The organism is Streptomyces sp. NPDC018031, assembly GCF_044327625.1.
GTDB lineage: Bacteria > Actinomycetota > Actinomycetes > Streptomycetales > Streptomycetaceae > Streptomyces.
On the sequence record NZ_JBIRFT010000037.1, the window covers coordinates 1 to 16,879 of the forward strand.

General features: G+C 69.9%; 1 protein-coding gene and 1 pseudogene. One reads left to right on the forward strand and one right to left on the reverse strand.

All coding sequences use genetic code 11. The features are described from left to right. Positions 1-4,831, reverse strand: a pseudogene (locus tag ACH4B3_RS33915) (beta-ketoacyl synthase N-terminal-like domain-containing protein); the annotation flags it as partial. A gap of 1,022 nt (positions 4,832-5,853) precedes the next feature. On the opposite strand from ACH4B3_RS33915, the gene ACH4B3_RS33920 reads away from it, so the two are divergent. Beyond that, positions 5,854-16,879, forward strand: an 11,026-nt coding sequence (locus ACH4B3_RS33920; protein WP_398469582.1) for an SDR family NAD(P)-dependent oxidoreductase, incomplete at its 3' end; no start/stop codon positions are given.

The window sequence follows — 16,879 nt, forward strand, 5'->3', positions numbered from 1 at the left end:
CCGCGACACGCGAACCCAGCGTCCCGGTCCCACCCGTGATCAACACCGTCCCCGACCCCACACCACCACCGGCACCCCCAGCAGCCCCCACACCCTCAAAGCCTTCAGGGCCCAGCGCCCCCACCGGACCCTTGGGGGCTTCGGCGTCGCGGGCACCCACCGGATCCCTGGTGCCTTCCGGTTCGTGGATGCCCACTGCATCCCTGAGGGCTGCGGGGTTGTGGGCGCCCACCGGATCCCTGGGGGTTTCAGGGTCGCGGGGGGCTTCCGGGTCCGGTTGGGTTTGGGGTTGGTGGGGGGTGGGGGGTGTGCGGGTCAGGTGGGGGATGCGCCAGCCGTTGTCGCGGAGGAGGATCTGGGGTTGCCGGCTGCGGAGAGCGGCGGTCAGACGGGTGGCGTCCACAGCGGTGTCGGGGTCGGTGTCGATCAGCTGGATCCGCCCGGCATGCTCGGCCTGAGCGGAACGGATCATGCCCCACACCGGTGCATGTGCCAGATCCGGTCCCGCGCTCTCCTCTCCCGTACCGACCGCGCCCCGGGTGATGACCACCAGCCGGGTCCTGGCCAAAGCCGGATCCGCCAGCCACGCCTGCACCCAGCCCAGCAACCGGTACGCCACCCGCCGCACCTGCCCCGCCACCACCACCGCACCGCAACCCCCACCCGAACCACCCTCAACCCGACCCAACTCCGGGTTGGCGCCCGGAACCAGGTCGTACTCCGCATCCGAGTCTTCGCCCTGGACCTGGGCCTTGCTCTGACCCAACTCCGGGTTGGTGCCCGGATCCGGGGCGTACTCCGCGGCCGGTTCCTTGGGGTGTGAGTCGGGGGTGGTGTGCCAGTGGTGGACGGTGAGGATGAGGGTGTCGGGTGCCGGTGTGCCGGTGTGCAGGGACCTCGACAGCGCGGGCAGGTCCGGATACACCTCCACGCCCAGACCCGCGTGGGGCAGCAGGTCCGCCAGGCCCAGTGGGTCGCCCTCGACCAGGGCGACCGTGCCGGGTGCGGCGGTGGCCGTGTCGGCGGCGGTGGGGATGGTGGACGCCCACTGCAGCCGGTAGAGATGCTCTGTGTCCGCCGGCGGACGCAAGGCATGGAGCTGCTCGACGGTGAGCGGGCCGGTCACCAGCCCGGCGATGCCGGCCACCGGCAGACCCGCCGGATCGGTCACCGCGACCGCGACGGTGTCAGGACCAGCAGGAGTGATCCGGACCCGCACCACGGTCGCACCGACCGCGTGCACACCCACCCCGCTCCACCGTACCGGGACCCTCACCGCATCCAGGCCCCCACCGCCGATCAAGGACACCGCCTGCACCACGCCCTCCAGCAACGACGGATCCACCACGAACCCGCCACCGCCCCCCACACGCCCACCGATCCCGCCACCACTCACCCCGACCTCGGCGAACACCTCCTCCCCACACACCCACACACCCCGCAACACCTCGAAAACAGACCCGTACTGATGACCGCGCTCCGCGAGGCGTTCATATACGGACGCGGTGTCGATCGGTTCGGCATCGGAGGGTGGCCATACGTTGTCTGACGAAAGGCCCGGCGCCTGCGGGCAGTCGTCGGTCAGCGTGGCCGTGACGTGGTGGTTCCAGGGGTGGTCAGACTCCGTGGTGGTGTGCGGGCGGGAGTGGATGGTGAGGGTGCCTTGACGGTGGTCGTGGGATGTCTCGATCACCAACTGGAGTTGGAGGGTTTGTTCGAGGCCGATGACGAGTGGCTGGTGGGTGGTGAGTTCTTCCACCTGGTGCAGGCCGGCCTGAGCGCCGGCATACAGGGCCAGTTCCAGGAGGGCGGTGCCGGGGAGCAGCACCGTGTCCATGACCGTGTAGTCGGCCAGCCAGGGATGCTGGGCCAACGACAACTGCCCGGTGAACACATACCCCTTTCCGCTGGCCAGCTGCACCCCGGCACCCAGCAGCGGATGACCCGTGGCCTCCAGCCCCGCCGCCGAGACATCCTCCACCCCACCACCGTGAACCTGCCCCAGCCAGTAATGCCGACGCTGGAAGGGATACGTGGGCAGATCCACCAGCCGAGCGGCGGTTCGCCGCTGCTCGGACAGGGTGTGATGCCAGGCCACAGGCGTGCCGTGGGCGTGCACGAGCGCCAGCGCGGCCAGGAACGTGCGGGCCTCGGAACGGTCCCGACGCAGGGTGGGAGCGATCACGATCCCGGTGCCAGTGCCAGTACTAGCACCCGTCTCGGTGGTGTTGGTGTTGGTGGTGTGGTGGGTGAGGGGGGTGAGGGTGGCGTCGGGGCCGAGTTCGAGGTAGGTCGTGGTGTCATGGGTGTGCAGCCATTGCATGCCCTGGTGGAAGTGGACCGTCGTGCGGGCTTGTTCGGCCCAGTACTCCGGTGACCGGGCCTGCTCCACGGTCAGGGGTGTTCCGGTGACGTTGGAGATCACCGGCAGCTGCGGTTCCCCGTACTCCACCCCGGCCAGGACGGTGCGGAAGTCCTCCAGCATCGGGTCGATGTGGTGGGAGTGGAAAGCGTGCCGGACCCGCAACCGCCGGGTCCGCCACCCCGCGCCCCGCCACCGCTCCTCCAACTCCGCCACCGCGTCACCGTCACCGGAGACGACCAGGGCTTGCGGGGCGTTGACGGCGGCCAGTCCTGCCCTGCCGGTGTACTCCTCAAGGTCTCCACGGATCTGGTCGGGGTCGGCCTCGACCGCGAGCATGGCACCCTGCCCGGGCAGGTCCTGCATCAGTCGTCCGCGGGCGGCGACGACGGTGCAGGCCTGGGGCAGCGACCACACCCCGGCCACATGCGCGGCGGTGAGTTCGCCGATGGAGTGGCCGAGCAGGTAGTCCGGTTGGAGACCGCAGTGTTCCACCAGCCGGTACAGGGCCGTCTCCATGGCGAACAACGCCGCTTGGGTGTACAGCGTCTGGTCCAGCAATCCCGCAAGCCCACTGCCCGGCTCAGCGTTCACCACGTCCCGCAGGGGGTGGTCCAGCAGCGGGTCGAGATGTACACACACCTCATCCCAGGCATGGGCGTATACGGGGAAGGTGCGGTACAGCTCGCTGCCCATGCCTGGGCGTTGGGCGCCTTGGCCGGTGAAGAGGAGGGCGGTTTTGTGTTTGGTGGTGTGGGCGGTGCCGGTGATGGTGGTGTGGTCGGGGTGGGTGGTTGTGGTGTGGTGGGGGTGGGTGGTGGTGAGGGTGGTGAGTGCGGTGAGGAGTTCGTCGCGGTTGTCGCCGAGGAGGATGGCGCGGTGTTCGAAGCGGGTGCGGGTGGTGGCCAGGGTCCAGGCGACGTCCGTCGTTTCGAGTTCGGGGTGCTGCCGGAGGTGTGCGGCGAGCCGGGCGGCCTGTTCACGTAGCGCGGTCTCGTCCCGCGCGGAGAGCAACCACCCCACCGGCATCTCCGGCACTGCCCCGGCAGTCTCCCGACCGGCAGTCTCCTCACGTCCGCCGACCGGTTCCGGGGTCGGCCCCAGCGGGAGGGGCGGTTCTTCGAGGATCAGGTGGGCGTTGGTGCCGCTGACCCCGAAGGAGGACACCCCGGCCCGCCGTGGCCGGTCCGACCGCGGCCACGGCCGCGCCTCGGTCAACAGACTCACCGCACCCGCCGACCAGTCCACATGCGAACTCGGCACATCAACGTGCAACGTCCGCGGCAACACCTCACGCTGCAGAGCCATCACCATCTTGATGACCCCACCGACACCAGCCGCCGCCTGCGTATGCCCGACATTCGACTTCAAGGAACCCAGCCACAACGGCCGCTCCGCGGGACGATCCTGCCCGTACGTCGCCAGCAGCGCCTGCGCCTCGATGGGATCACCCAACGTGGTCCCGGTACCGTGCCCTTCCACCGCATCGATGTCGCCGGGGGCCAGCCCCGCGCCGGCCAGAGCTTGCCGGATGACCCGCTGCTGGGCCGGGCCGTTGGGGGCGGTGAGACCGCTGCTGGCACCGTCCTGGTTGACCGCGCTTCCTCGCACCACGGCGAGGACGCGATGGCCCAGCCGCCGGGCCTCGGAGAGCGGTTCGAGGACGAGTACGCCTGCTCCTTCGCCCCAGCCCGTGCCATCGGCCGCGTCGGCGAACGCCTTGCATCGGCCGTCCGCGGCCATTCCGCGTTGCCGGCTGAACTCCACGAACACCGCGGGCGTCGACATGACCGTGACGCCGCCGGCCAGGGCCAGCGAGCACTCGCCCGCGCGCAGCGACTGGCACGCCAGATGGATCGCGACCAGGGATGACGAACACGCGGTGTCGACCGTGACCGCAGGCCCCTCCAGCCCCAGCGTGTACGCCACCCGTCCGGAGACCACGCTGGTGGCGCTACCGGCAAGCAGGTAGCCCTCGGCTTCCTGGCTCGTTGTGCGAGCGTCCGAGGCGTAGCCTTGGTAGGAAGAGCCGACGAAAACCCCGGTCTGACTGCCGCTCAGGGATGTCGGCTCGATGCCTGCGCGCTCCAGAGCTGCCCATGCGGTCTCCAGCAGCAACCGCTGCTGAGGGTCGGTCGCCACTGCCTCGCGGGGCGAGATCCCGAAGAAGGCCGCATCGAAGCCGGCGGCGTCATGGACGAACCCGCCTTCGCGTGCGTACGAGGTGCCGGCGTGCTCAGGATCGGGGTGGTACAGCTGCTCCAGGTCCCAGCCGCGGTCGGTGGGGAACCCGGCGATGGTGTCGATGCCTCCCGCCACCACCTCCCACAGCGACTCAGGGGAGGAGACCGCCCCGGGGTAGCGACATGCCATGCCCACGACCGCGATGGGCTCGGACAGCGCGGTGACCAGCTGCTGGTTCTGTTGCCGAAGCTTCTCATTCTCTTTGAGGGAGTTCCGTAGAGCTTCGACAATTTTACCGTCAGCTGGAGTCACGTAATCTCCAAGATTTCGAAACCATGGGGAGCGGTGCGGAATAAGGGAAGGGTGGCGACCGTGGCGGGTGGCCGGTGCTTTCGAAGGGGATTTTTCGATGAAGGGAATGCACCAAGAATCGACTGCCGGGCCGAGGTTTTGGCCTGATGTCAGTGCTCAGGCACGCAAGAAACTCTTGTGCTCTGGGTGATTTTCGACGCTAGCATGATCACGAAAGGGCTGGCAAGCGGCGTTGGGATTGACGGATGCGTGAGGCGAACAGGTAGGCGCCTTGCATATAAATACTAAAAGCCGATCATCGCGCCGCTTGGGTTGGCTCAGGAAGCGGGAAGGGTGTGCCCTCTGCCCGATATGAGGTAGTCATCCGGGATCTTGGCGTGCTGGTGCGAGCGCATATAGCGGCTAAGGGGGCAACACGCCCGGTCGGCATGTTTCTGCTTTTTCTGGGATTCCTTAGTCGCCACTTGAATGTGGCTGTACTTGCACTTGATCGCAGTTTGGTGGGTGGGGCGGTGGGTATTTCTCCATCTCGCCGCGCATTCGTAGAGGTCGCTCACCGGCCGGGTATGGTGGATGACCCCAGGCGTGGCTCGCTATTGCAGCGTTCGCTGACTTTTGCGCGGCTAGCGATTCCGTCTACTGTCTTCCGGTCCGTGGATATCTGTGCGCGGGCCCTGTTTTGGTGCGGCAAAACGTTCGCGCCGGCACTCGCAGAAATTCTGCGGGGGTCATCAGTTTGAGGCGAAATATCCCTGGACGCTGAGGTGCACTCGATGGGTGAAGCTGACATGGCGGCGACCGAACTCTCCGTATCGCCGGAGTGCCCGGACCCCGTACCCCACGAGAATCCAGGGACAGACCCGAGGGACGTCGGCTGGTCACTGGCCACGACCCGCGCAACGTTCGAACACCGAGCCGTGGTCCTGGGGCGGGACCGAGAGGAGCTGCTTGCCGGGCTGCGGAAGCTGGTGGCAGGTGAACCGTCTGCTCAGGTCGTGACCGGCACTGCCGCTTCTTCCGGCAGGGTTGTGTTCGTCTTTCCTGGTCAGGGGTCGCAGTGGGTGGGGATGGCGGGGGATCTGCTGGATGCCTCGCCGGTGTTCGCCTCGCAGATCGAGGCGTGCGCCGAGGCCCTGACTCCCCATGTGGACTGGTCGCTGGTTGGGGTGTTGCGGGGGGTGGAGGGGGCCGCGTCGCTGGAGCGGGTGGATGTGGTCCAGCCGGTGCTGTTCGCGGTGATGGTGGGCCTGGCCCGGATGTGGCAGGCCGCCGGCGTGCAGCCCGACGCGGTCATCGGACACAGCCAGGGCGAGATCGCCGCCGCCCACATCGCCGGAGCCCTCACCCTGAACGACGCAGCCACCGTCGTCGCCCAGCGCAGCAAAGCCCTGGCCCGGCTCTCCGGCACCGGCGCCATGGCCTCACTCACCCTCACCGAACAGGACACCGAGGCCCTGGTGGCCCCCTGGGAGGGGCGGGTGAGCATCGCCGCCCACAACGGGCCCACCAGCCACATCGTCTCCGGAGACACCACAGCCGTGGAGGAACTCCTGGAGGCCTGCACGGCCCGGGGGGTGCGGGCCCGGCGGATCCCGGTGGACTACGCCTCCCACGGCCCGCACGTCGAAACCGTCCGGGACGACATCCACACCGCCCTCACCGCGATCACCCCCCACACCCCTGCCATCCCGCTGATCTCCACCCTCACCGGCCAATGGGTCACCGGACCCGACATGGACGCCACCTACTGGTACGACAACCTCCGCCACCCCGTCCGCTTCACCCAAGCCATCCACACCCTCACCACCGAAGGCCACCACACCTTCATCGAGACCAGCCCCCACCCCGTCCTCACCCACACCGTCGAAGCCATTGTCGAGGAACACCACGAGGGGCAAGAAGAGTTCGCGGCGGTGTCCATCGGTGGACAGGCCGACTCCCAGCCGGCTCACGACGACGCCCCGGTGTCCGGGGGTGATTCGCTGGCGCCTCCTGTGGTGGTGGGTTCGTTGCGGCGTGATGAGGAGGGTGCGCGGTGTTTTGTGGGTGCTGTGGCCCGGGCGCACGCGGCTGGGGTGCGGGTGGACTGGGCGGGGCTGCTGGCCGGGTGGGGCGGGCAGCGGGTCGACCTGCCGACCTATGCCTTCCAACGGGAACGGTTCTGGCTGCCGGCCGCCACACCCACCGGAGCTGGAGCCGGGGCCGGGGCTGCCGGGGGGACGGCTGCTGAGGCCCGGTTCTGGGAAGCGGTGGAATCCCAGGACCTGGCTGGCGTGGCACGCGTGCTGCGGGTGGAGGAGCGACAAGCACTCGAAGGCCTCGAACAAGCCCTGCCGGTGCTCTCCGGCTGGCGACGTCATCAACGCGAACGCTCGCAGATCGACAACTGGCGCTACCGCCTGACCTGGCAACCAGCCGCTATCACTACCACGCCCCACACCGCCTCGACTGCCACCACCACTTCCGGTACTCAGGCGACGGCCACGGACGGCCGGTGGCTGGTGATCACCCCGACTGACCCCCACGAAACCACCGCCGCTGCCGAGGCGATCGTGGTGGCTGGGGCGTGTGTGGAGGCGTTGCGGGGCTTGGGCGTGCGGGCCGAGGTGGTCGCAGTCGATCCCCGGGCGGGACGTGGTGAGTTTGCCGGGCTCTTGCGTCAGGCGGCACGCAGCGGGCCGGTCCACGGGATCCTGTCGCTGCTCGCCCTGGCCGGGGGTTATCACCCCGAGCATCCCGCTGTCCCTGCCGGAGCAGCCGCCACCCTCCACCTCATCCAAGCCCACACCACCACCAGCACCGACACCACCACCCCTGGCACCGACACCGACGCCGACCCTGCCGAGGCCGGCGAGACTGCCGACATCGACGCCGACGCCAGGACCGGGGTCGACTCCGGTGTCACGGGTACGGGTGTCCGGGTCTGGTGTGTCACTACCGGTGCCGTCTCCACCGGCCCCGGTGAGCCTCTGCCCGCCCCTGATCAGGCGTGGGTCTGGGGCATGGGCCGGGTCGCGGCCCTGGAACACCCCGACCATTGGGGCGGCCTCATCGACCTCAACCCCCACCCCGACACCGCCCCCGACGCCCACCCCGTCCCCGACACCACCCCCAGCACCCCCACCCCCACCCCCGTCCCCTCTTCCAGTGGTTCGCTTCAGCACCTCGCCACTGCTCTCCGCCACGCCGTCCACCCCACCCTCCCTTCCACCGGCGGGTTGGCCGGTGGTTCGGGTTCGGGTTCGGGTTCACTGCCGGTGGAGGACCAGCTGGCTGTCCGGCCTCAGGGGCTGTTCGTCGCGCGGTTGGTTCCCGCTCCGCTGCCCGACCGTCCCGCACCCAGCCCCTGGCACCCCCGCGGCACCATCCTGATCACCGGCGGCACCGGAGCCCTGGGCTCCCACCTCGCCCGCCACCTCGCCGCCCAAGGAGCCGAACACCTCCTCCTCACCAGCCGCCGCGGCCCCGACGCCCCCGGCGCCGACACACTCCACGACCACCTCACCCACCACGGCACCCAGGTCACCATCACCGCCTGCGACACCAGCGACCCCACCCAACTCACCCAACTCCTCACCACCATCCCCCCACACCAACCCCTCACCGCCATCTTCCACACCGCCGGTGTCGAGGCTCGAGAGCCGCTCGCCTCCACCACTCTCGACAGCCTCGTCGAGGTGGCACGGGCCAAGACCGAAACGGCCTGGCATCTGCATCACCTCACCCGGCACCTCCCCCTCACCGCCTTCGTCCTGTTCTCCTCGGGTGCCGGGGTGTGGGGTGGCGGTGGTCAGGGTGGGTACGCGGCGGCGAACGCCTTCCTCGACGCGCTGGTGGCACACCGCCGTGGCCTGGGGCTGCCGGCCTTCTCGGTGGCCTGGGGCGCCTGGGCGGGGTCCGGGATGGCAGTGGCTGACGAGGGGCTGGCGGAGACGCTGGCACGTCGCGGCGTTCGAGGGATGGACCCGGAGCTGGCGGTGGGGGCGCTGATGGGCGCACTCGGCCACGACGAAACGTCCCTCACGGTCACGGACATGGACTGGGAGCGGTTCGCCGAATCATTCACCGCGGTGCGGCCGAGCCCACTGATCAGTGACATTCCGCAGGTCGTCCAGGCTCTCGGCGGCGGGGGGCGGGGGAGTGACGATGGTGCGGCGGAGGCTTCAGACGACCTGCGGGCACGGCTGGCCTCGTTGCCCCCGGCGGACCAGACAGAGCTGCTGTTGAACCTGGTCCGTACGCATGCCGCCGCGACGATCGCCCATCCCCAGCCTGAAACCCTGGAGGCGAACCAGGCGTTCCGGGCACTGGGGTTCGACTCGTTGACCGCCGTCGAACTGCGGAACCGGCTCCGGGAGGCGACCGGACTCGCCCTGCCGACGACACTCGTCTTCGACTACCCCACTCCGGCCGTCCTCGCCCAGCATCTGCACGCGGAGCTGACCGGCCAGGAAAGCGTGTGCACGGCACCGGTCCTCCGGTCATCGGTCGGCGTGGAAGAACCCATCGCGATCGTGGGGATGGCGTGCCGCTATCCGGGGGGCGCCTCGTCGCCCGAGGCGTTGTGGGACCTGGTGGCGGCGGGCGCCGACGTGATCTCGGAGTTCCCCACGGACCGTGGGTGGAATCTGGAGGAATTGTACGATCCGCAGCCGGGAGCAGCGGGGAAGACCTATGCGCGCGGCGGCGGATTCCTGCACGAGGCCGCCCAGTTCGATGCCGCGTTCTTCGGTATCGCGCCGCGCGAGGCGCTGGCGACCGACCCCCAGCAGCGGCTGCTCCTGGAGGTGGCCTGGGAGGCGCTGGAGCGCGCGGGCATCGAGCCGACGTCTCTCAAGGGCAGCCAGACCGGCGTCTTCGCGGGATCCAACAGTGGTGACTACGCCACGTGCCTGAGTGAAGCCCCGGAAGAGGCCAAGGGCTACCTCCTGCCGGGGAACTCGGCCAGTGTGGTCTCCGGCCGGGTGGCGTACACGCTGGGGCTGGAGGGGCCGGCGGTCACGGTCGACACCGCGTGTTCGTCATCCCTGGTCGCGATCCATCTGGCGTGCCAGTCGCTGCGGGCGGGCGAGTGCTCGCTGGCCCTGGTCGGCGGCGCCGCGGTGATGTCGACGCCTGGCGTGTTCGTGGAGTTCAGCCGGCAGCGTGGCCTGGCCGCCGACGGCCGGTGCAAGGCGTTCGCCGAAGCCGCGGACGGCACCGGATGGGCCGAGGGCGCCGGCATGATCGTGCTGGAGTCGCTGGCCGAGGCCGAGCGACGTGGTCATCGAGTGCTCGCCGTGGTGCGAGGAAGCGCCGTCAACCAGGACGGCGCCAGCAACGGGCTGACCGCGCCCAACGGTCCGGCCCAGCAGCGCGTCATCCGCCAGGCGGTGGCGAACGCGGGGCTCGGACTGGGCGACGTCGATGTGGTGGAGGCCCATGGCACGGGCACGACCCTCGGCGATCCCATCGAGGCGCAGGCCCTGCTGGCCACCTACGGCCAAGACCACGATGCGCACCAGCCTCTTTGGCTGGGTTCCTTGAAGTCGAATGTCGGGCATACGCAGGCGGCGGCTGGTGTCGGTGGGGTCATCAAGATGGTGATGGCTCTGCAGCGTGAGGTGTTGCCGCGGACGTTGCACGTTGATGTGCCGAGTTCGCATGTGGACTGGTCTGCGGGTGCGGTGAGTCTGCTGACCGAGGCGAGGCCGTGGCCGCGGTCGGAGCGTCCACGGCGGGCCGGGGTGTCCTCCTTCGGGGTCAGCGGCACCAACGCCCACCTGATCCTCGAAGAACCCCCCGGCAGCAGCGTGCTGCCGGAACCGGCCACCGCCGACTCCGGCAGCGATCAGGGAGCCGGCGGTCCTGTGCCGGGGGTGCCGGTGGGGTGGGTGGTCTCCGCGCGGGACGAGGCCGCGCTACGTGAGCAGGCCGCCCGGCTCACCGCACACCTCGAGCAGCATGACGGCCTGGGGACGGTGGATGTGGCCTGGACGCTGGCCACCACCCGTTCCCGCTTCGAACACCGCGCGGTCGTCCTGGGCAGTGAGCGTCAGGAACTGCTGGAGGGTTTGGGACGTCTGGCCACCGGCCAGGACAGCACCCCCGACTCCGTCGTCACCGGCCGTGCCGCGGACGGCAGCGGGAAACTGGCCCTCCTCTTCACCGGTCAGGGCTCCCAGCGCCTGGGTATGGGCAGCGAGCTGTACCGCACCTTCCCCATGTATGCCCGTGCCTGGGATGAAGTCTGCGCGCATCTCGATCCGCTGCTGGACCATCCCCTGCGGGACGTGGTGAACGCTGAGCCGGGCAGTGGGCTTGCGGGTTTGCTGGATCAGACGCTGTACACCCAGGCGGCGTTGTTCGCCATGGAGACGGCCCTGTACCGGCTGGTGGAGCACTGCGGTCTCCAACCGGACTACCTGCTCGGCCACTCCATCGGCGAGTTGGCAGCCGCGCATGTGGCCGGGGTGTGGTCGCTGCCCCAGGCGTGCACGGTCGTCGCCGCCCGCGGACGGCTGATGCAGAACCTGCCCGGGCAGGGTGCCATGCTCGCGGTCGAGGCCGACCCCGACCGGATCCGGGACGACCTGCACGAGTACACCGGCAGGGCAGGACTGGCCGCCGTCAACGCCCCGGAGGCTTTGGTCGTCTCCGGTGACGGTGACGCGGTGGCGGAGTTGGAGGAGCGGTGGCGGGGCGCGGGGTGGCGGACCCGGCGGTTGCGGGTCCGGCACGCTTTCCACTCCCACCACATCGACCCGATGCTGGAGGACTTCCGCACCGTCCTGGCCGGGGTGGAGTACGGGGAACCGCAGCTGCCGGTGATCTCCAACGTCACCGGAGCACCCCTGACCGTGGAGCAGGCCCGGTCACCGGAGTACTGGGCCGAACAGGCCCGCGCGACGGTCCATTTCCATCAGGGCCTGCAATGGCTGCACGCCCATGACACCACGACCTACCTCGAACTCGGCCCCGACGCCACCCTCACTCCCCTCACCCACCACACCACCAACACCACCAACACCACAGAGACAGGCACTGGTACCGGCACCGGCACCGGCACCGGCACCGGGGTCGTGATCGCTCCCACCCTGCGCCGCGACCGACCCGAAGCCCGCACCTTCCTGGCTGCGCTGGCGCTCGTGCACGCCCATGGCACCCCGGTGGCCTGGCATCACACTCTGCCCGAGCAGCGGCGAACCGCCGCTCGTCTGGTGGATCTGCCCACGTATCCCTTCCAGCGTCGGCGTTTTTGGTTGAGCCCTGCTTCCGGGGTGTCGGGTCTGGTCACCGCGGGGCTCACTCCCACCGATCATCCGCTTCTGCACGCCTCGATCCAGCTGACCGACGGCACCCATGTCTTCACCGGCACGCTGTCCACCGCCGAGCACCCGTGGCTCGCCGATCACACCATCCTCGACACGCCCCTCCTGCCCGCCACCGCTCTGCTTGACCTCAGCCTCCACACCGCCTTCCACACCCACCACCCCCACATCCGAGAGCTCACCCTCCACGCACCCCTGCCCCTCACCACCCATCCCTCCCAACTCCAACTCACCCTGCAACCGGCCCCGTCACACGACCCGGACCACCGCACCCTCACCATCCACTCACGCCCCCAACCACCCACCACCCACACCCACACCCGTCCTGACGCTGACAGCGAGACCGACAGCGACGACACCCACCCCTGGACCCACCACGCCACCGCCATCCTCACCACCACCCAGCCCACCACCACACCCCACCCACTGAACGAGGAGTGGCCGCCTGTGGGCGCGGAGCCGCTGCCGGTGGACGACGTCTACGAGCTTCTGGCGGATGGCGACGCGGTGGTCGGGCCGGCGTTCCAGGGGCTGAGGGCGGCCTGGCGGCGCGGCGACGAGATCTTCGCCGAGGTGGGTGTTCCCGATGAGTACGCTCACCAGGCGGGGGCGCATGCGCTGCATCCCGCGTTGTTGGAAGGCGTGCTGCAGTCACTGACGCCGGTGCCTCAGCAGCAGGACGAGCAGCTGACCCCGTCCTTGGCCCGCATGTGGCAGGGGGTCGTTCTGCACTCCCCGGGTGCGGACGACCTGCGCGTGCGGGTGACTCCCCGCGGCCCGGGCACGACGGGTCTCCTCCTGACAGACGGGGATGGTGTGCCCGTCGTCGAGATCGCCGCGATGACCAGGCGACCGGTGACCGCGGAGGAGCTGGATGCCGCACATCCGCCCGTCGCCGTCGGTGACCTCGCCTACGACCTCGAGTGGGTGCCGGTCCCCGCTGCCGACGGTGCCGCGGGAGGACCCATCGGAGACGACTCCAACAGCTTCTGGACCGTCGTCGGGGACGATCCGCTGGGTGTCGCCGACGCGCTCGGCACCACCGGCAACGCGGTCGACTCGTACCACGACCTTGCCGCGCTGATCGCCGCTCTGGACGCCGGTGGCCCCGCACCCACGACCGCTGTTCTCACCGTCCGCCCCGGGCACACCGCCCGCACAGCGGTTCCACTACCCGCCGCTCCCCACGCAGCCGAAGCGTCTTCCTCGTCGCGCGGCGCTCCCGCGAGCCGGACGGCGGGCCAGGTACGGGACGTCACGCAACGCCTCCTCACCTGGCTGAACAGCTGGTTTGCCGAACCTCGACTCACCGATACCCGCCTCGTCATCCTCACTCATGGGGCCGTCGCGTGCGGCCCGGACGACCCGGCCCCGGACCTCGTTCACGCACCTGCCTGGGGACTCCTCCGTTCCGTCCAGGCCGAGCACCCTGGCCGCATCCACCTGGTCGACCACGACCCCCGGGTCCCTCGGTCCGCCCTCGACCCGGCGGCAGCTTCCCGGCTCGTCCACGCGTTCACCACCGCGCTCGGCACCGGAGAACCGCAGACCGCCCTGCGCCGGAACGACCTCCACGTCCCGCGGCTGGTACGGGCCACCTCACGCCGCCACGACATCGGCGGATGGGGTGCCGACCCCGATGGCACCGTCCTCATCGCCGGCGGCACCGGACCACTCGGCTCCCTCATCGCCACCCACCTTGCCGCCCGGTACGACGTACGGCACCTTCTCCTCGCCGGCCCGGTAGACGACCAGGCACCGGATGCCGTGGCGTTGCGGGAGCGGCTTGCGGCGGTGGGCGCCCAGGCGTGCATCGTCTCGTGTGATCTTGCCGATCCCGAAGCGCCGGCCCGACTGCTGGCCGCCGTCCCCGAGGCGCACCCGCTCACCGCGGTCATCCACATCGGCGACGGTGTGACCCGCACCCGTGACGGTGCGTCCACCTTGTCCACGCTCTCCGGCTGTGAGCCGGAGGAGATGGTGGGCCTCGGCTTCCGGGTCGACGCTGCACTCAACCTTCACCATCTCGTTCAGCACACACCCCTCATCTGTGTTTCTTCGGGGGCCGGCCTGTTCGGCGCCCCGGGGTACGCGGACCTGGCCGCCGCCGACGCCTTCCTCGACGCCCTCGTGGGCCTTCGCCACAGCAGCGGGCAGCCGGCCACCGCCCTCGTCTGGCCCCCTGACGTACTGACCGGCGACAGGCCGGGCCACCCGGTCGGCTGGGGTGACGAACCTCCCGCGGACCACCAGCACACCGAGGCCGCCGACCCGCTCACCCAACGGCGACTCCATGCGCTGTTCGGCGCGTTCGCGTTCGCATGGACGTCCCACGCGTCGGATACATCACCCGCATCCCATGCCTCGGATACGTCGCATACGTCGGGCACGGCGCGCCACACGGCCTCGGGCCACAGCGACGGGTGGAGCCGACCGCGGGTCTCGCTCGACCTCGCCCCGGCCGTCCTCCGCCGCCAAGCCGAGGAAGGCACGCTCGATCCGCTGCTGCGAGGGCTGGTTCCGACCGTGCGGCGCCACGCCCGCACGGACGGGAGTGGCAACGCCGCTGCTCTGCGACGTCGGCTCGCCGCCGTACCGGAGGGCAGGCAGCAGGGCATCCTCCTGGATCTCGTCCGCAGCCACGCCGCCAGTACCCTCGGGCACCCCGACGACCGGGCCGCCGTACCGGAGGACCGCGCTTTCAGCGACCTCGGATTCGATTCCTTCACCGCGGTCGAACTCCGCAACCGGCTGAACACCGCCACTGGGCTGACCCTGTCCGCGGGGCTGCTGTTCGACCATCCCACCCCCGCCGCGCTCGCGGCGTACCTGCGAGCCGAACTCATGGGGAAGGACGCCCGGATCCCGACCCGCGCGGCCGTGCCGTCCACGATGCTCTCCCACGAGCCCATCGCGGTCGTCGGGATGTCGTGCCGCTTTCCGGGCGGAGCGTCGTCGCCCGAGGCGTTGTGGGAACTCGTGGCGTCCGGCAGGGACGCCATCTCGGAGTTCCCGACCGACCGTGGCTGGGACCTCGACGGCCTCTACGACGAGGATGTCGAGCAGGCGGGGAAGACGTACGTCCGGCACGGCGGCTTCCTGCACGAAGCGGCCGAGTTCGACGCCGACTTCTTCGGCATCTCCCCGCGGGAAGCGCTGGCGATGGACCCCCAGCAGCGATTGCTGCTGGAGGCGGCCTGGGAGGCGCTGGAGCGTTCGAACCTCGACCCCACATCGCTCAAGGGCAGCCAGTCCGGGGTGTTCATGGGGGTCGCGGCCCAGGAGTACGCGCCGCGTCTGCATCAAGCGCCCGATACGGTCGAGGGCTATCTGCTCACGGGGAACATCACGAGTGTCGCGTCGGGGCGAGTGGCGTACGCCCTCGGTCTGGAGGGCCCGGCCGTCACCGTGGAGACGGCGTGTTCGTCGTCGCTGGTCGCACTCCACCTCGCATGCCAGTCCCTCCGGGTGGGGGAGTGCTCCCTGGCTCTGGCCGGCGGGGCGACCGTGATGCCGACGCCCGGGGTCTTCGTGGAGTTCAGCCGTCAGCGCGGACTCTCACCCGACGGGCGATGCAAGGCGTTCTCCGAGAACGCGGACGGCACCGCGTGGGGCGAGGGCGTCGGAGTGCTGGTGCTCGAGCCGCTCTCGCACGCGCTGCGCAACGGGCACCCCGTTCTCGCCCTCATCCGGGGGAGCGCGGTCAACCAGGACGGTGCCAGTAACGGTCTGACCGCGCCGAACGGGCCGGCCCAGCAACGGGTGATCCGGCAGGCCCTCGCCAACGGCGGCCTGTCACTCGCCGACGTGGACGCCGTCGAGGCCCACGGTACCGGGACCACGTTGGGTGATCCCATCGAGGCGCAGGCGCTGCTGGCGACGTATGGGCAGGATCGTCCCGCGGAGCGGCCGTTGTGGCTGGGTTCCTTGAAGTCGAATGTCGGGCATACACAGGCGGCGGCGGGTGTCGGTGGGGTCATCAAGATGGTGATGGCTCTGCAGCGTGAGGTGTTGCCGCGGACGTTGCACGTTGATGTGCCGAGTTCGCATGTGGACTGGTCTGCGGGTGCGGTGAGTCTGTTGACCGAGGCGCGGCCGTGGCCGCGGTCGGACCGGCCACGGCGGGCCGGGGTGTCCTCCTTCGGGGTCAGCGGCACCAACGCCCACCTGATCCTCGAAGAACCGCCCCTCCCGCTGGGGCCGACCCCGGAACCGGTCGGCGGACGCGAGGAGACTGCCGGTCGGGAGACTGCCAGGGCAGTGCCGGAGATGCCGGTGGGGTGGTTGCTCTCCGCACGGGACGAGACCGCGCTACGTGAACAGGCCGCCCGCCTCGGGGGTCATCTGAGCGATCACCGGGAGCTGAACCCGGTGGATGTGGGCTGGACGCTGAGTACGGCCCGCGCCCAGCTTCCCACCCGAGCGGTGGTCCTAGGCTGTGGCCAGGACGAACTGCTGGAGGGGCTGCGGCAGCTTGCGGTGGGGGAGCAGAGTGACACCGTCGTCTCCGGCACGACCGGGAACGGCGGCAAGGTGGCGCTGCTGTTCACCGGTCAGGGCTCCCAGCGCCTGGGTATGGGCAGCGAGCTGTACCGCACCTTCCCCGTATACGCCCATGCCTGGGATGAGGTGTGTGCGCATCTCGATCCGCTGCTGGACCACCCCCTGCGGGACGTGGTGAACGCTGAGCCGGGCAGTGGGCTTGCGGGTT